The 17,933-nt window shown below is 44.8% G+C and carries 15 protein-coding genes; 7 read left to right on the top strand and 8 right to left on the bottom strand.

The window, feature by feature from the left end:
- Positions 1 to 53 precede the first annotated feature (53 nt).
- From OU793_RS20825 to serA, 3 genes are all read left to right on the top strand, one after another.
- On the top strand, positions 54 to 647 hold the full coding sequence (locus OU793_RS20825) for a 5-formyltetrahydrofolate cyclo-ligase (RefSeq protein WP_023623294.1): 594 nt from the start codon (positions 54 to 56) through the stop codon (positions 645 to 647).
- A gap of 59 nt (positions 648 to 706) precedes the next feature.
- Positions 707 to 1,363: a ribose-5-phosphate isomerase RpiA gene (gene rpiA / locus OU793_RS20820; RefSeq protein WP_005493901.1), complete on the top strand. Its 657-nt coding sequence runs from the start codon at positions 707 to 709 to the stop codon at positions 1,361 to 1,363.
- Between the two features lie 274 nt (positions 1,364 to 1,637).
- A complete protein-coding gene (serA, locus tag OU793_RS20815; RefSeq protein WP_005482463.1) occupies positions 1,638 to 2,870 on the top strand; it encodes a phosphoglycerate dehydrogenase in 1,233 nt (410 codons plus the stop codon).
- Positions 2,871 to 2,934: 64 nt separating this feature from the next.
- On the opposite strand, the gene OU793_RS20810 is transcribed toward serA, so the two are convergent.
- Together OU793_RS20810 and OU793_RS20805 are read right to left on the bottom strand one after the other, a co-directional pair.
- Positions 2,935 to 3,627, bottom strand: coding sequence for an oxidative stress defense protein (locus OU793_RS20810; RefSeq protein WP_005482489.1), 693 nt, complete (start codon positions 3,625 to 3,627; stop codon positions 2,935 to 2,937).
- A gap of 222 nt (positions 3,628 to 3,849) precedes the next feature.
- The gene (locus tag OU793_RS20805) at positions 3,850 to 4,746 is read right to left on the bottom strand and encodes a LysR family transcriptional regulator ArgP (RefSeq protein ID WP_021453168.1); all 897 of its coding nucleotides are present in this window, start codon (positions 4,744 to 4,746) and stop codon (positions 3,850 to 3,852) included.
- A gap of 140 nt (positions 4,747 to 4,886) precedes the next feature.
- Between OU793_RS20805 and OU793_RS20800 the strand changes: the two genes are divergently transcribed.
- Together OU793_RS20800 and OU793_RS20795 are read left to right on the top strand one after the other, a co-directional pair.
- Entirely contained in the window at positions 4,887 to 5,516 is a 630-nt protein-coding gene (locus tag OU793_RS20800) for a LysE/ArgO family amino acid transporter (RefSeq protein WP_024702507.1), read from the top strand.
- A gap of 24 nt (positions 5,517 to 5,540) precedes the next feature.
- A complete protein-coding gene (locus OU793_RS20795; RefSeq protein WP_005493893.1) occupies positions 5,541 to 6,023 on the top strand; it encodes a YbaK/EbsC family protein in 483 nt (160 codons plus the stop codon).
- A gap of 46 nt (positions 6,024 to 6,069) precedes the next feature.
- On the opposite strand, the gene mscS is transcribed toward OU793_RS20795, so the two are convergent.
- From mscS to OU793_RS20770, 5 genes are all read right to left on the bottom strand, one after another.
- A complete protein-coding gene (mscS, locus tag OU793_RS20790) occupies positions 6,070 to 6,936 on the bottom strand; it encodes a small-conductance mechanosensitive channel MscS (RefSeq protein WP_005482477.1) in 867 nt (288 codons plus the stop codon).
- A gap of 507 nt (positions 6,937 to 7,443) precedes the next feature.
- Positions 7,444 to 8,520: a class II fructose-bisphosphate aldolase gene (gene fbaA, locus OU793_RS20785; protein WP_005482445.1), complete on the bottom strand. Its 1,077-nt coding sequence runs from the start codon at positions 8,518 to 8,520 to the stop codon at positions 7,444 to 7,446.
- 154 nt (positions 8,521 to 8,674) lie between these two features.
- On the bottom strand, positions 8,675 to 9,835 hold the full coding sequence (locus OU793_RS20780) for a phosphoglycerate kinase (protein ID WP_005482432.1): 1,161 nt from the start codon (positions 9,833 to 9,835) through the stop codon (positions 8,675 to 8,677).
- Positions 9,836 to 9,988: 153 nt separating this feature from the next.
- On the bottom strand, positions 9,989 to 11,026 hold the full coding sequence (gene epd / locus OU793_RS20775; protein WP_015297286.1) for an erythrose-4-phosphate dehydrogenase: 1,038 nt from the start codon (positions 11,024 to 11,026) through the stop codon (positions 9,989 to 9,991).
- Between the two features lie 130 nt (positions 11,027 to 11,156).
- Positions 11,157 to 13,115 (bottom strand): ligand-gated channel protein, encoded by a 1,959-nt coding sequence (locus OU793_RS20770; protein ID WP_005493890.1) that lies wholly within the window; start codon positions 13,113 to 13,115, stop codon positions 11,157 to 11,159.
- Between the two features lie 136 nt (positions 13,116 to 13,251).
- On the opposite strand from OU793_RS20770, the gene OU793_RS20765 reads away from it, so the two are divergent.
- Positions 13,252 to 14,145 (top strand): LysR family transcriptional regulator, encoded by an 894-nt coding sequence (locus OU793_RS20765; protein ID WP_005493888.1) that lies wholly within the window; start codon positions 13,252 to 13,254, stop codon positions 14,143 to 14,145.
- 77 nt (positions 14,146 to 14,222) lie between these two features.
- On the opposite strand, the gene tkt is transcribed toward OU793_RS20765, so the two are convergent.
- Complete coding sequence (tkt, locus tag OU793_RS20760) at positions 14,223 to 16,217, bottom strand: transketolase (protein ID WP_005493886.1); 1,995 nt, start codon at positions 16,215 to 16,217, stop codon at positions 14,223 to 14,225.
- Positions 16,218 to 16,533: 316 nt separating this feature from the next.
- Between tkt and metK the strand changes: the two genes are divergently transcribed.
- On the top strand, positions 16,534 to 17,688 hold the full coding sequence (metK, locus tag OU793_RS20755; RefSeq protein ID WP_005461723.1) for a methionine adenosyltransferase: 1,155 nt from the start codon (positions 16,534 to 16,536) through the stop codon (positions 17,686 to 17,688).
- The last annotated feature ends 245 nt before the right edge of the window (positions 17,689 to 17,933 follow it).

Here is a 17,933-nt window from a genome sequence, read left to right as displayed (position 1 = left end):
GGGCCACAATCCTCAACGGCACCCTGGGGTATTCCTTTATGTCATCACAATCCATATCATCACGCTCCCGGCAAGACTTCCGCAAACTTATCCGTGAAAAACGCAACGCCTTGTGTAGCGATACGCAGTTTCAAGCGGGGCTAGACCTAGTCAGTCAATTTTCCCAACTTCCTGAAATCCAGCATTCTCAGCACATTGCTATTTATCTTTCTGCCGATGGTGAACTCGATACGAAGCCACTGATTGAATGGTTATGGCAACAGGGAAAGTCGGTGTATTTACCCGTCATCCATCCGTTCTCAAAAGGCCAGTTATTGTTTCTTCAATACGTGAATGAAGATCAATTGGTCTACAATAAGTACCGCATTCTCGAACCAAAGCTCGATATTCGCCACCTTCTTCCCGTCAAACAATTAGATGTAATCTGCACGCCTTTGGTCGGCTTCGACAGCATTGGGCACCGCTTAGGTATGGGTGGAGGCTACTACGATCGCACTCTTTCTCATTGGTTCAAGACAGGAGAAGGTGCCAAACCGATTGGCATTGCTCACGATTGCCAGCATGTAGAACGCTTACCAATTGAAAGCTGGGATATTCCATTACCTAAGATCGTGACTCCAAGCCAAATATGGCAATGGGAAAAGTAACGCTTAGCCGCTATAATCACGCCCGCAAACGTTAACGAACATCTATTCAGGAGATTGGCATGACTCAAGATGAAATGAAAAAAGCGGCTGGTTGGGCAGCACTTAAATATGTTGAGAAAGGCAGCATTGTCGGTGTTGGCACAGGCTCTACCGTGAATCACTTCATCGATGCACTAGGCACTATCAAAGATGATATCAAAGGTGCAGTGTCTAGCTCAGTTGCTTCTACAGAGCGTCTAAAAGAGCTTGGTATTGAAGTTTTTGAGTGCAACGACGTAATTAAGCTAGACGTATATGTTGATGGCGCAGACGAAATCAACCCTGCGCGTGAAATGATCAAAGGTGGCGGCGCAGCGCTAACTCGTGAAAAAATCGTTGCAGCAATCTCTGAAAAGTTTGTATGTATCGTTGACGACACGAAAGCGGTTGACGTGCTTGGCCAGTTCCCTCTTCCTGTGGAAGTGATTCCAATGGCACGTTCTTACGTTGCTCGTGAGTTGGTGAAACTTGGTGGTGACCCTGCATACCGTGAAGGTGTCGTAACGGATAACGGCAACATCATCCTAGATGTACACAACATGCAAATCACCAACCCGAAAGAGATGGAAGACAAAATCAACGGTATCGCGGGTGTGGTAACGGTTGGTCTTTTTGCTCACCGTGGTGCTGATGTTGTGATCACTGGTACGCCAGAAGGCGCAAAAATTGAAGAGTAAATAACAGCCATGAATCGGTCTATCTGATTCAGTTTTCTGTTATTTCATTACAGACGGTGCTGCAAGGCACCGTTTTTTATTCCTTTCTCTAAGAAAATTATCTCTTATTCCGTAATTTTCTTACCCAAAGCAATTTTTTTTTGTTACTTTATTGAACAGAAGACGCACAAGGAAACGTTTGTCCTCCTACAAAACTATTAATTATCCCCTTTTTAATGGTTTTGCCCAATGTGCGCCACATCAGCCCACCTTTCCATTTTAAGGACGAGAAAAAATGGCCAAAGTTTCACTGGAAAAAGAAAAGATTAAGATCCTCTTACTCGAGGGACTTCACCCTTCTTCAGTTGAAGTTCTTCAAGCAGCTGGTTACACCAACATTGAATATCACAAAGGTTCGCTTTCAGAGGAAGAACTGATTGAAGCAGTTAAAGATACGCACTTCATCGGTATCCGCTCCCGAACGAATCTATCCGAGGAAGTGATCAATGCGGCAAACAAACTGGTTGCGATTGGCTGTTTTTGTATCGGAACTAACCAAGTCGATCTTGGTGCGGCGGCAAAACGTGGCATTCCTGTATTCAATGCACCGTTTTCAAATACACGAAGTGTAGCTGAGCTAGTGCTTGGTCAGATTCTTCTGCTCCTTCGTGGGATTCCTGAAAAGAACGCCTTGGCACACCGTGGTATTTGGAAGAAGAGCGCAGACAACTCTTACGAAGCGCGTGGTAAACGCCTTGGCATCATTGGTTACGGCCATATCGGTACTCAGCTGGGCATTATTGCTGAAAACTTAGGTATGCGCGTGTACTACTACGACATCGAAAACAAACTATCACTTGGCAACGCAACGCAAATCCACACGATGAGCGAGCTGCTAAACAAATGTGATGTTATTTCGCTGCACGTACCAGAAACACCTGAAACGAAGAATATGATGGGCGAAGAAGAATTTGCTCGCATGAAGCCTGGCGCAATCTTCATCAACGCCGCTCGCGGTACCGTTGTTGATATTCCTGCGCTTTGCCACAGCCTAGAAGCTGGTCACTTAGCTGGCGCAGCAATCGACGTATTCCCAGTTGAACCAAAAACAAACGCTGACCCGTTTGAATCTCCACTACAGAAATTCGATAACGTCATTCTAACGCCACACGTGGGCGGCTCTACTCAAGAAGCACAAGAAAACATCGGCGTGGAAGTAGCGGGTAAACTGGCGAAATATTCAGATAATGGTTCAACACTATCAAGCGTTAACTTCCCTGAAGTATCTCTGCCTGAACACGGTCGTGAGTGCTCTCGCTTACTGCACATTCACAAAAACCGCCCAGGTATTCTGACTCAAATTAACACCATCTTCGCAGAAGAAGGCATCAACATCGCAGCGCAGTACCTACAAACTGAAGCTGAGATCGGCTACGTAGTTATTGATGTGGAAACTGAGCGTTCAGAAGAAGCACTAACTAAGCTGAAAAGCATTGAAGGCACAATTCGTGCTCGTATTCTTCATTAAGATGAATCCATACAACAAAGGCAGGGATTATCCCTGCCTTTTCTTTTTGTGTTACCAAAACAAATTATTTTAATTTGTAAACCACATCCACTTGGTCACGAATTACAAGAGTCGAGTCTTGGTAACTGTTCGAACCTTGCTTGCTGTCCATCGCCATTGAGCGCATCAACACAGGCTGTACATGCATTTGGTTATAGTTAATTTGCCAGATGCCGCCGAGTTTTTTATCAAAGCCAGATGCAAGCGATGCCGCTTTTTCTCTCGCATCTTTGATCGCAGCCATGCGTGCTTTTTGTTGGTATTCCGCTTGATTGCTCACTTTCAATTGGATGTTGTCGACCTGATTAATGCCAGCTTTCAACGCCATATCCAAATACTGGTTAAGATCGGCTAAATCTGTCACTGTTACATTGATGCTGCGTGATGCTCTGTATCCAACCAACTCCGCTTTGCCCGATTTAGGGTAGTGATACTGAGGCGCAAGATACAGGTTTGAGCTGGTGATATTGTCCTTTGATAAACCAGCATCAGACAGATATTGGAGAAAATCTTCGACTGTTTTATCGACGGATTGTTTTGCTTGTTCCGCTGTCATGGTGGTATCCACCACTTTTACAGAAAAGGTCGCCATGTCTGGTGTTGCGACCACCTCACCGTAACCCGTTGTTGTTACGTGAGCAAATTCAGGCACATCAGCCAAGACTGAAACACTGCTAAGACTAAGAGCTGAAGCCAGCAAACACGAATACAGTTTCATTCGACAAATCCATCCATATCAATAGTGAAGTGTCTCCACAAATCAGCATCACGACTTTGTTAAGTCGCCGAGCTGTAGGAGTAAGTGGTTTCATAATAGAAACTTCCGGTGATTATCCAAGCTCCTAACTTCACTTCTAACACAACTTTGACTGTGTAACTTTGGTGTAATTTCAACCATTCGTCATTTAATATTCGTCAGAAATGGTCGTCTATTCAATCACTACTGTGGTAAATGACGCTGTGCATAATTGACAATCGCTTGTGAAATCTCCTGCAACACGCCAGTTTCCAACTGCCAATGATGCCAATAAATACGATAAGACATCAGGAAGCCAGGCGTAACATCAATTAACGAACCTTGCTCTAGCTCATCAGTAATTTGCAGACGAGGGATCAAACAATATGCCACTCCAGCTAACGCCATTTTGAGAAAGGCCTCTGAGCTACTGATGTTATGATGAATCACGCTATCAGGACGCACATTGAAATGCTCTGTGAGAAACTTTTTATGTAAGTCATCATACTGATCGTAGGAAACCGCTGGCGCCTTTGCTAAGGTCTGATTGTTTACGCCTTCAGAAAAGTAACGCTGATAAAACTCAGGGTTAGCCACACAAACGTAATCAATTCGTCCTAAGTAATCGGCGCGACAATTTGGTATCGCTTGAGACTCTAAACTGATCGCCCCTGCGACCTCACCACTTTTCAGTTTTTCTATTGAACGTGATTCACCGTAAATCGTCAGCTTCAACTCTACTTGACGAGTTTTCATGACGTCTTGCAAAGCTGGCAGTAACCACGTTGCCAAACTGTCGGCGTTAGTAGCCAAAGACAGTTGCACTGGGCGCGTTGTAGTATCGTTTTTGATCTCAGGTAAAATTTCGTGCTCTAGCAACCGAACTCGGCGGTAAAGCCCCAATAGTTTTTTTCCAATAGGAGTTGGCTTGGGTGGCTGCTCGCGAATTAACACAGGTTGCGCCAAGAATTTTTCGAGCTGTTTAATACGCTGCGAAATGGCAGATTGTGAGACAAACAGATGCTCAGCAGCTCGTTCAAAACTGCCTTGATAAACAACGGCATCCAAGGCTTCTATCCATTTGTAATCCAACCCTCGCATTCACTTTCTCCCCAAAAAACCAACACCAAACCATTAAATAAGTAACTCTAATAATATATTAAAATCATTAATTATACTTATTTAACCAAAGCCATTATCTTTCCCCTCTCTGTCGTTTTCTTAATTATTTGAGGTGTATTGTGAGCTTTTGGGTTTTATTGCAAGGATTTGGTTTAGGGGCATCGATGATCATTCCGATCGGAGCACAAAATGCGTATGTCTTGAATCAAGGCATAAAGCGCAATCACCACCTGACGACAGCCACTATTTGTAGCATCCTAGATATGATCTTCATTTCTCTAGGTATCTTTGGTGGTGGTGCTATTCTGTCTCAAAATGAAATCCTACTGACATCGGTGACGCTTGGTGGTATTGCCTTCCTGAGCTTCTATGGACTACTTTCGCTTAAAAGCGCATTCAAGCCAGAGAATGAATCGGAATCAAAAGGGGAAGTCGTAGCTCGTGGACGCCGAACGGTCATTTTAGGCGCATTAGCTGTCACTGTGCTCAACCCACATTTGTACTTAGATACCGTTGTTATCTTAGGCTCAATCGGTGGACAATTTGAAGGCCATGATCGAATCGCTTTCGCGTTAGGCACTATTATGGCGTCATTTGTTTGGTTCTATACCTTGTCGATGGGCGCCGCAAAACTCGGGCCTACGCTATCTAAACCGAAAGTGAAAAGAGGCATCGATATCGCCGTTGCACTGATGATGTTCACCATTGCTTATGTACTCGCGAGCGAGCTCATCACTAAATACTGGTAATCCAAACCAAAGGATATGAATGACATGGAGTCACTGGAAAACATCTATCGCATCAACAAAGAGCGATTGCATTCGCTCTCGATTCCATTTCGAGAATGGCGACATGAAGCCATTCTCGACTTCGACACCGACCTTAAAGTCGCGAAAGAACTCGGCTGGCAAGGCACACATAGCAAAAGCTTGTTTTTAACACTCAAAGGTGGCGGGTATGCCGTGTTCATTACTGATAAAGACTCTCGCCTTGATGCCAACACGATTAAAGCAATATTAGGCAAGCGACCTTCTATTGGCAGTGATGAACTCATGCAGGAATTACTTGGCTGCCTACCCGGTGCTGTTTGCCCGATAGGTTTACCACCAGAGGTTGCGATCGTGGTGGATACCAAGCTCTATCATCACGAAGAGTTGCTTTATACACCAGGGCTACCAGAGCGCACCTTCGGTATTGCAGGTATTCATTTAAAACCACTCTTACAGATAGGTAATAACCCTCTGTTTGAAATATAAAAAAGCGAGGCTAGTGCCTCGCTTTTTAGATTATCTATCGTTCGAATTAAGATTCGACACGGTTCAAATGAACATCCATTTGTGGGAATGGAATTTCGATACCGTTCTCGTCCAATGCTTCTTTAATGCCTTGCATTGAATCGAAGTACACACCCCAGTAATCCGCAGTTTTAACCCAAGGGCGCACTACGAAGTTAACTGAAGAATCTGCTAGTGTTAGAACACCGATAGTCATATCAGGATCTTTCAAGATACGAGGATCTTTTTCTAGCGTTTCGCGAATCACTTTCTTCGTTAGCTTAAGATCGGCTTTGTATGAAACACCGATAACCAAATCTACGCGTCGCGTTGCATGGCGAGAGTAGTTCGTGATTGCACCACCAATAACAGACGAGTTAGGTACAACAACCATTTTGTTGTCTGGTGTTTTTAGAACTGTTTGGAAGATTTGAATCGCTTCAACACTACCCGCTACGCCGCCAATCTCTACATAGTCGCCAGATTTAAATGGACGGAATGCAACAATCAGTACGCCTGCCGCAAAGTTTGATAGAGAACCTTGTAGAGCAAGACCAACAGCAAGACCTGCCGCACCGATTACGGCAACAACAGATGCCGTTTGAACACCTAAACGGCCCAGAGCTGCGATAAGTACGATAACGAATAGTAGGTAACGAACAAGACCGTGAATAAATTCTACGACCGCCTTATCCATGTTTTTCTTTTCAAGTACTTTGGAAACACTGCCAGCGACTGCTTTAACGATAATATTACCGATAAATAGGATAATCAGCGCTGAAATAATGTTCACACCGTACTGAATAAGTAGGTCTGAGTTGTTTGTAAGCCAAGTCTCAGCTTGAGTCAGCCCATCTGTTAGAGTGGTATCGATACCCATCGATTCACCTGCCATAATTCTTATCCTCAAAAAATAAAGATATATAAATCTAATTGCCGTTAACTTATGAGCCTTGTTTTTTATAGGCCCTTATCTACAACAATATCCCTATTGCCCAACTGAACAGTGTCAGATTTTTGGCACGATATCCCAACTTTGACATTTTGCAAAGTCAGAGTTTCGCAAAGATATGCAAAACAAGGCTTTATCAGAATTTTCTGATATCGACCTGTTACAGAGTACGCAATGCTTTAACATTTCGCCACTTCTATTACCTAGATTCATGCGAAGCGGTTAAAAAATAACCTAATGATTATTGGCGCATTATTAATACGTACTTACATGCCCCTATCCATTCTTCTATTCAGCATGGGTATAAATCTATTAACGTTGAAGAAAGCCAAATGACAGACACAAAAAAACCCGCTCAAAGAGCGGGTTTTTAGATAACTCAATTCAGACGAATTATAGTACGTCGATCCGCTCAAAGAGCGGGTTTTTAGATAACTCAATTCAGACGAATTATAGTACGTCGATTGCGTTAAGGTCAGCAAATGCTTGCTCAAGACGAGTAACCATTGAAGCTTGACCAGCACGTAGCCATACGCGTGGATCGTAGTACTTCTTGTTTGGCGCGTCTTCGCCAGTTGGGTTACCGATTTGACCTTGTAGGTAATCGTGGTTTTCCGCTTCGTACTGACGGATACCATCCCAAGTTGCCCATTGTGTATCAGTATCGATGTTCATTTTGATAACACCGTAGCCGATAGATTCACGGATTTCTTCTAGAGAAGAACCAGAACCACCGTGGAATACGAAGTTTAGAGAGTTCGCTGGAAGACCGAATTTCTCAGAAACGTACGCTTGAGAATCACGTAGGATAGTTGGAGTTAGAACAACGTTACCTGGCTTGTAAACGCCGTGTACGTTACCGAAAGATGCTGCGATAGTGAAACGGTGGCTGATAGCGTTTAGTTTCTCGTATGCGTATGCAACGTCTTCTGGAGAAGTGTATAGCTCAGACGCGTCCATATCAGAGTTGTCAACGCCGTCTTCTTCACCACCAGTACAACCAAGTTCGATTTCTAGAGTCATGTTCATTTTAGCCATGCGCTCTAGGTACTTAGCAGAAATTTCGATGTTCTCTTCTAGAGACTCTTCAGAAAGGTCGATCATGTGAGAAGAGAATAGAGGTTTACCAGTTTGCGCGAAGTACTCTTCACCAGCGTCTAGTAGACCGTCGATCCATGGTAGAAGTTTCTTAGCAGCGTGGTCAGTGTGTAGGATTACTGGAACACCGTAAGCTTCAGCTACAGCGTGAACGTATTTCGCACCAGCAACAGCACCTAGGATTTGAGCTTCTTGACCTTCAAGTTTTAGACCTTTACCAGCAAAGAAAGCGGCGCCACCGTTAGAGAACTGAACGATAACTGGAGCTTTAACTTTTGCAGCTGCTTCAAGTACTGCGTTTACAGAGTCAGTACCAACACAGTTTACTGCTGGAAGTGCAAAGTGGTTTTCTTTTGCAACTTCAAATACTTTCTGAACGTCATCGCCAGAGATAACACCTGGTTTTACGAAGTCGAAGATCTTAGACATGGATGTAATCCTATTTATCTGTCGTTTTTAAACAAAACTTGTTAAGTTGAAAATCTTGCAAACGTTTGCTCACAACTGAGGCTATTCTAGCAGAGTTCCTCTCACGTTGCAGCAAACAAGAAAGCGGGAGAGTAACTCCCCCGCTTTGCTTTAATTACTTAGCGCGTGCTTCTAGCATTTCTACTGCTGGAAGAACTTTACCTTCTACGAACTCAAGGAAAGCGCCGCCGCCAGTAGAGATGTAAGATACGTCAGCTTTGATACCGAACTTGTCGATAGCTGCTAGCGTGTCACCACCACCTGCAACAGAGAAACCTTCAGAAGCTGCGATAGCTTCAGAGATACCTTTAGTACCTGCTTCGAAGTTCTTAAATTCGAATACACCTACAGGACCGTTCCATAGGATAGTTTTCGCGTTTTTAAGGATTTCAGCTAGAGCAGCTGTTGATTCTGGACCAAGGTCGAAGATCATGTCGTCGTCTTGTACTTCAGAAACGTGTTTGATTTCTGCTTCTGCGTTCTCGTCGAATGCTTTCGCACATGCAACGTCAGTTGCCACTGGAATTGCACACTCGTCCATTAGCTTCTTAGCAGTGTCTACTAGGTCAGCTTCGTATAGAGATTTACCAACGTTGTGACCAGCAGCAGCGATGAATGTGTTAGCAATACCACCACCAACAACAAGTTGGTCAGCGATTTTAGATAGAGATTCAAGAACAGTTAGCTTAGTAGAAACTTTTGAACCACCTACGATAGCAACCATTGGACGAGCAGGCTTGTCCATTGCTTTGCCTAGAGCTTCTAGTTCGTTTGCTAGTAGAGGACCAGCACAAGCTACAGGAGCGTGCATACCAACGCCGTGAGTTGACGCTTGAGCACGGTGAGCCGTACCGAATGCATCCATTACGAATACGTCACATAGTGCTGCGTATTTCTTAGATAGCTCTTCTTCGTTTTTCTTCTCGCCTTTGTTGAAGCGAACGTTTTCTAGAACAACAAGCTCACCAGCGTTTAGCTCTAGGCCATCTAGGTAATCTTTAGCAAGTTTAACTTCGCAATCTAGTGCGTCGTTTAGGTAGTTAACAACTGGTTGTAGAGAGAACTCTTCAGCGTATTCACCTTCAGTTGGACGACCTAGGTGAGAAGTAACCATTACTTTAGCGCCAGCTTCTAGGCAGTGCTTAATAGTTGGAAGAGATGCGATGATACGTGCATCAGAAGTTACTTTACCGTCTTTTACTGGCACGTTTAGGTCAGCACGGATGAATACACGTTTACCTGCAAGATCCAGGTCAGTCATCTTGATTACAGACATGATGTGTCCTCTCAAATATTTAATAATTAAAGTTTTTGAAAACTCGGCAACCCTGCCAAGCCTGTTAATTCTTCAAACTGGTTATAGATATGGAGATACGTCAGATTTATTTCAAGGCTTGAAATAAAAATTCTCTCCATCACTTCTTCACCTTTATAGCTCCACTTGTGAAGAAACTTTCATTGCTAAAGCGGTATCCAGCATCCGGTTAGCAAAGCCCCATTCGTTATCGCACCAAACGAGCATTTTTACTAATTGCCCGTTACTCACTCTTGTCTGAGTTCCATCCACTATCGCGCTATGGGGATCGTGGTTAAAGTCGATGGAAACGAGTGGCGATTCAGTATAGTCAACAATGTTACGTAATGTACACTGAGATGCGTTAACAATGGTTTGATTTACGTCATTAACTTTCACATTTGTATTAATTGTGACACTTAAATCCATTGCAGTGACGTTAACTGTCGGAACTCGAACGGAAATGGCTTCGAATTTGTTGGAAAATTTCGGGAAGATTCTTTCAATTCCTTTATGCAACTTGGTGTCAACAGGAATGATAGATTGGCTCGCAGCTCGAGTACGACGTAAGTCATTATGGTAGGCATCAATAACTTGTTGGTCGTTCATGGATGAGTGGATTGTGGTAATGGTACCTGACTCAATCCCAAATGCTTCATCCAATACTTTGATGATGGGAACAATACAGTTGGTGGTACATGAACCATTGGACACCACGCGGTGTTCATCTTTGAGGGTTTCGTGGTTCACACCGTAAATAATGGTGTTATCGAGATCGTTCGCTCCTGGATGAGAGAAGAGCACTTTCTTCGCTCCGGCTTCGATATGGGCAAGACCATCAGCCTTTGAACCATAAACGCCGGTACAATCTAAAACGATATCGACTTCAAGGTCGCGCCACGGAAGCAGTTCAATTTCAGAGAGATGAAGAATTCGGATGGCATCATATTCACCGCTTTCATGGTGAACATTCAAATGTTCTTGATCGTGGGAGATTTTCTTACCAAAACGGCCATGACTGGTGTCATATTGTAGAAGGTGAGCCATTGCCTCTGGTTGAGCAAGCTCATTAACCGCTACCACTTTAATCTGCTGATGTTTGCCGCTTTCATAGACAGCTCGCAGAACATTACGACCTATACGTCCAAATCCATTGATCGCAACTTTTAGCATTTATCCTTCGCCCCACCAAAAATTTCGTGGCACAGATAGTACCTGATAAGGCTGAAAAACGCACCTAATGAATCATAGTAAAGCATGATTTAAAAAGGCTGGGACATAGCCCAGCCTTCTTTGAAAGAGATTAGAACGCTACGTCTAACCCTAACCAGTAACGACGTCCATCTTCGACGTACCCATATTCTTTGTAGTTGATGTCTTCATCGAACAGGTTGTAAATCGCACCTTTGATCTTGGTGTTATCCGTCAACTGATACGTTACGCCGGCATCTACAAACGTATAAGCAGGTTCAACGATGCTGTTGCGTGATGGGCCAGTGACCGGATCCATTTCTTTGCCTCGGTAGGTCACTTTCGTCCAACTCTCTAGGTTGTCTGTTGTTTGCCAAGTGACATCAACATTAAACAGATGCTTTGGAAGTTGCTGAAGTGGCATGCCTTTGTATTCACCCGTTTTTTGCTCCGAGTCGGTAAAGGTATAGCTTGAGCTTAAGTAGATAGTCTCGGTTAGTGGTTTCGCCAACGTTGCTTCTACACCCTGAGTAACAGCTTCATCCACATTAATGCGGTAAGTAGGATCCGCCCCCCATTGGTTTGGGCCATCCGTACAAATTGTATCTGGGCACACCACGCGAGTAATCTTATCTTTAAACTCATTGTGGAAGGCGGTTAACGTCACATCAAGACCAGAATCACCTTGGTAAAGCACACTGATTTCTTTGTTCAGTGAAGTTTCCGGATCCAAATCTGGGTTACCATAAATATTGCCGCCACCACTGACTTGCGCCCAACCTGGGGTAATTTCACGTAACTGAGGAGAGCGGAAGCCTGTCGCCACACCGCCTTTGACCGTCCAAGCAGGATCAACACGCCACACACCATACACTCTCGGGCTAAAATGCGCGCCGTAGTTTTCATCGTGATCCAAACGACCACCTAATGTCAGACTAAAAGGTTCTGCGATCTTCCATTCATCTTCGATGAACACAGCCCATTGTGTATTTGATGCTTTCGTTTTAGATGATGCTTTGTTAGACGTAAAATCTTCCAACTCGGCATGCGTCGCATCGACACCAGTTGTCAGAGTATGCGCGCCCAGCCCTTTAACTAGACTGGATTTAAACGTGGTATTTACAATAGTCATTTCGCGAGATTTGTTTTCACTCTCCTCGCGCTGCAAGTAGGTATCAGAGTTACCCAATAACTCCCACTCCCCGGTGTGACTAAGCGTAACGTAGTTACGACGATATTCATTCAATGAATCTTCACAGCCTCTACGACAGCCCGTCGTAGGTACAGAAAGACCAACATTACCGCGACGACTTTGTGCCGATGTACCACCCTCTAACTGCACAGAGTGACGATCATTGATTTGATAGATCAGTTTTGAAGAGATGCTCTGCATATCTTTGTCTTCATAACCATAATCAATGTCATCTTCTTCCCTTGCGGTGTATTGACCATAAACCTGTAGCAACAAGTTTTCTGCAAGAGGGCCATTTACAAAGAAGTTTGCACTCTGTTCACCACCAGAACGGCTGTTTTCTTGGATAACCGTCCCCAGCTGCACATTACCTGTCCACTCAAGCGCATCTTTACGGGTGATCACGTTAATCACACCACCAATCGCATCGGAACCATATAGTGTCGACATCGGGCCACGGATCACTTCGATTCGCTCAATGGCTTGAAGTGGCGGCAACCAACCTTGTTCAATACCAGGGCCATCGCTATTTGGGCGAGTTTCGCGAGTACTTTGGCGCTTACCATCCACAAGAATTAACGTGTACTTAGAGCCCATACCACGAATGCTGATATCGGTTGTATCACCACCACCAGTCACAACAACACCCGGCACACTTTTCAGTGCATCAGTAACGTCGCGGTAGTAGCGCGAGTCCAATTCTTCTCGCGAGATAACACTAATACTTGCAGGCGCATCCGCTTGGGATTGCTCATAACTTGACGCTGTCACCACGACGGTTTCCATTTTAGAAACTGAGTCGTTAGCAAATACATGAGGGACACTGACGAAGGCTAAAACACCAGTTGCAGTTAGCACTGGCAGTCTAAGAGTGGACATCTACATCTCCATAATTGATAATGATTATTATTTTCGAAGTGGAATTATTCATAAATAGAATGAGCTGCATAGTGAGAGTTATGGAACGGTTCTTCCCATATATGGAATCCGTACATAACGCAGTAAGGAGTAAGATATGCACGACTTAGCATCAATTCGTGCTTTTGATGCGCTTAACCAACACAAAAGTTTGACCGCAGCCGCCAAAGCACTGAATCAGCCGAAATCCACCGTGAGCCGCCGCTTAGCACAATTAGAAGCCGACTTTGGCCAAGCGCTAACGACTCGACAAGGCAACCGCTTGATTCTGACACGCGCAGGGGAGATTTTTGCCGACTACAGTCGCCAGATCCTAGAGCTCAGCGAGGAAAGTTATGAGGCGCTTCAAGGCTTAAATAATCAAGTATCAGGCTCTCTACATATCGTTTGCCACGCAGCGTTAGTTCGCAGTTGGTTAGGCGATGTGCTCAATGAATTTCTGGCGGAGAACCCTGACGTCAGAGTCCAGCTCACCAGTGATTTTTCCGATACACACCACGATCCAGATTTGTTTATCTGGCTAGGTGAACACAAAGGGCTGGATTGGCGCAAAGAAACGCTTGGCGTATTTCGTTACACCCCATTCGCGTCGCCAAACTACATCGAAAAACATGGCCCCATCCACCACCCGAGAGAACTAAACAAACATCCGTGGATAGATTTTGGGTCGATACAAGAGAATGGTTTGCTACTCTCGCACCCAGAACAAGGGGAGTTTTTTCTAGAACCATTTGTCAGCCGACTCTATAGCGACAACATTGCTATGCAGATCGATAGTATCGCCAACGGACATGGCATTGGTCTCTTGCCAACTTGGACTGCACAAGGGTATGAGAAACATCACCCCGGCCGTATCACCCCATGCCTTGAAGGCTGGCTTTCAGAGCCAATAACGATCAACTGTTATACACCAGCAGGGCGTCATCCTCTTCGCTTATCCGTACTGCTTGAAGATATTCACCAAAGTATTCCGCTAGATTGGAAATATTGAGACAAATAAAAAGGCCATCAACATGATGGCCTTTTCTCACAACCGCTCAACAGAGCCGGTTTAAACAACTGTCTCGATTACGCTAGTAGTTCTTTTGCTGTGTTCACTACGTTTTCTACAGTGAAACCAAACATTTCGAACAACTGGTCAGCAGGTGCAGATTCACCGAATGTTGTCATACCAATAATGCGACCGTCGAAACCAACGTACTTGTACCAGAAATCTGCGATGCCCGCTTCAATAGCGATACGTGCTGTTACGTCTGATGGTAGAACTGCTTCACGGTAAGCTGCGTCTTGTTTGTCGAATGCATCTGTTGATGGCATTGAAACAACGCGTACTTTCTTACCTTCTGCTGTTAGTTGCTCAGCGGCTTTCACTGCTAGCTCAACTTCAGAGCCTGTTGCGATTAGGATTAGCTCAGGCTTACCTTCACTGTCTTTCAGGATGTAAGCACCTTTCGCGATGTCTGCGACTTGCTCAGCGCTGCGTGGTTGTTGCGCTAGGTTTTGACGAGAGAAGATCAGTGCTGTTGGTGCATCTTTACGTTCAATCGCTAGTTTCCATGCTACAGCAGACTCAACTTGGTCACATGGACGCCATGTGTTCATGTTTGGAGTCAGACGTAGCGACGCCATTTGCTCAACTGGTTGGTGAGTTGGACCATCTTCGCCAAGACCGATAGAATCGTGTGTGTACACTTGGATGTTCTGAATTTTCATCAGAGCAGCCATACGCATTGCGTTACGAGCGTATTCCATGAACATTAGGAATGTTGCGCCGTAAGGAACGAAACCACCGTGTAGTGCGATACCGTTCATAATAGCAGTCATACCAAATTCACGTACACCGTAGTGGATGTAGTTACCAGAGAAATCGTTCGCTTCTAGAGACTTAGAACCCGACCACATGGTTAGGTTAGAAGGCGCTAGGTCAGCAGAGCCGCCCATGAATTCAGGTAGCATTTGACCGAAAGCTTCTAGAGCATTTTGAGATGCTTTACGTGACGCAATGTTTGCTGGGTTTGCTTGAAGATCAGCAATGATTTGGTTTGCTTTCTCTTCCCACTCAGCAGGAAGTTCGCCATTTAGACGACGCTTAAGCTCTGCTGCTTCTGTTGGGTAAGCCGCTGCGTATGCTTCGAACTTCGCGTTCCACGCTGCTTCTTTTTCAGCGCCAGCTGCTTTTGCATCCCACTCTGCGTATACATCAGCAGGGATTTCAAATGCAGGGTGTTCCCAACCTAGGAATTCACGTGCTGCTGCGATTTCTTCAGCGCCTAGTGGTGCACCGTGACAGTCGTGAGAACCCGATTTGTTTGGAGAACCAAAACCGATAATAGTCTTCGTACAAATTAGCGTAGGACGAGGGTCTGCTTTTGCAGCTTCAATCGCTGCGTTGATTGCTTCAGAATCGTGGCCATCCACTGCTGGGATTACGTGCCAACCGTAAGCTTCGAAACGCTTAGGTGTATCGTCAGAGAACCAACCTTCAACGTGACCATCGATAGAGATGCCGTTGTCATCCCAAAATGCGATCAGTTTACCTAGGCCTAGAGTACCAGCAAGAGAACATGCCTCATGCGAGATACCTTCCATCAGACAGCCATCACCCATGAACACGTAAGTGAAATGGTCAATGATGTCGTGGCCTTCTTTGTTGAATTGTGCTGCTAGCGCTTTTTCTGCTAGAGCCATACCAACAGCGTTCGTGATACCTTGACCTAGAGGACCTGTTGTCGTTTCGATGCCTGGTGCGTAACCGTACTCTGGGTGACCTGGAGTCTTAGAGTGAAGCTGACGGAAGTTTTTCAGATCATCGATAGATAGCTCGTAACCGCTCAAGTGCAGTAGAGAGTAGATCAGCATAGAACCGTGGCCGTTTGAAAGTACAAAACGGTCGCGATCTGCCCACTCTGGGTTAGCTGGGTTGTGGTTTAGGTGAGAGCGCCAAAGAACTTCAGCGATATCAGCCATACCCATAGGTGCGCCTGGGTGGCCAGAGTTAGCTTGTTGAACACCATCCATGCTTAGAGCACGAATTGCATTGGCAAGATGTTTACGAGACGACATGTCTGCTCCTGAGTACATTAAGCGAAACGAAAAAAGAGGTCACAATTCTCTCAAAGCCAAGTGGGGTGTGCAAACGTTTTCCAACCCAAAACCTCACAAATATTGCACCTTTCAGTTCAAATACATCGAAGTTCTAAAAATTATCAATAATTCAAGCAAACGTTTGGTTATAACAAAAACCAAAAAAGAGCTTGTAATTCGAGCAATCAAAATTAGAATAGACGTCTAGATGTAGATACACCTACAAATATTAGTATTAATTTGCGCTGGGGAGTTTATCATTCCTCAGTTTTAAACCAGATATAGTGGAGCTAACATGGCTAAGCACCTGTTTACTTCTGAGTCAGTATCAGAAGGTCATCCAGATAAAATTGCAGACCAGATTTCTGATGCGGTTCTTGACGCGATTCTAGAGCAAGATCCAAAGGCTCGTGTTGCATGTGAGACTTACGTTAAAACCGGTATGGTAATGGTGGGTGGTGAAATCACGACTTCAGCATGGGTTGACATCGAAGAGTTAACTCGTGAAACCGTTCGTGAAATCGGCTACGTACACTCAGATATGGGCTTTGACGCGAACTCTTGTGCAGTTCTAAACACAATCGGTAAACAGTCTCCAGATATCAACCAAGGTGTTGATAAAGCTGACCCTAAAGAGCAAGGTGCAGGCGACCAAGGCATCATGTTTGGTTACGCATGTAACGAAACTGAAGTACTCATGCCAGCGCCAATCACTTACTCTCACCGTCTTGTTGAAAAGCAAGCAGAAGTTCGTAAAAACGGCACACTACCTTGGTTGCGTCCAGACGCAAAATCTCAGGTAACGTTCCAGTACGACCAAGGTAAGATTGTTGGTATCGATGCTGTTGTTCTTTCAACTCAGCACTGTGATTCAATCTCTACGCCTGACCTACGTGAAGCAGTAATGGAAGAGATCATCAAACCTGTTCTTCCTGCAGAGTGGATCAGCAAAGACACTAACTTCTTCATCAACCCAACCGGTCGTTTCGTTATCGGTGGCCCAATGGGTGACTGTGGTCTAACTGGTCGTAAAATCATCGTAGATACTTACGGCGGTGCAGCTCGTCACGGTGGCGGTGCATTCTCTGGTAAAGATCCATCGAAAGTAGACCGCTCTGCAGCTTACGCAGCACGTTACGTAGCGAAAAACATCGTAGCGGCTGGTATGGCTGACCGTTGTGAAATCCAACTTTCTTACGCAATCGGTGTTGCTGATCCAACGTCTATCATGGTTGAAACGTTTGGTACCGAGAAAGTATCTCACGACATCATCATTGAAGCGGTTCGTCAATTCTTCGACCTACGTCCATACGGTCTACAAGAAATGCTTAACCTACTTCAACCAATCTACAAGAAGACAGCAGCATACGGTCACTTCGGTCGCGAAGAGTTCCCATGGGAAGCGACTGATAAAGCTGAGCTTCTACGCGATTTCGCTGGCATCAAGTAATCGAGCCACGCAAGAATCAACAAAGCCCTCGCCTTATGGCGGGGGCTTTTTGTATCGAACATTCCTCCCTCCCCTTACCGAACAAAAATTCAGCAATTATTTGTAAATTCCCCTATCACCGCCAATAGTTAACATAATGTTAAATGCACTTTTCGATGCATATAACACCGAGTAATAAGATGTAGGTTCACGTGGTGGAGTCCGTGATTAAAACACGTAAACCAAACATCCTTTTGTATGGCTCG

Origin of the sequence: Vibrio sp. VP6 (genome assembly GCF_028823755.1) — a bacterium.
GTDB lineage: Bacteria > Pseudomonadota > Gammaproteobacteria > Enterobacterales > Vibrionaceae > Vibrio > Vibrio parahaemolyticus.
This window is presented reverse-complemented; position numbering and strand designations above follow the sequence as displayed.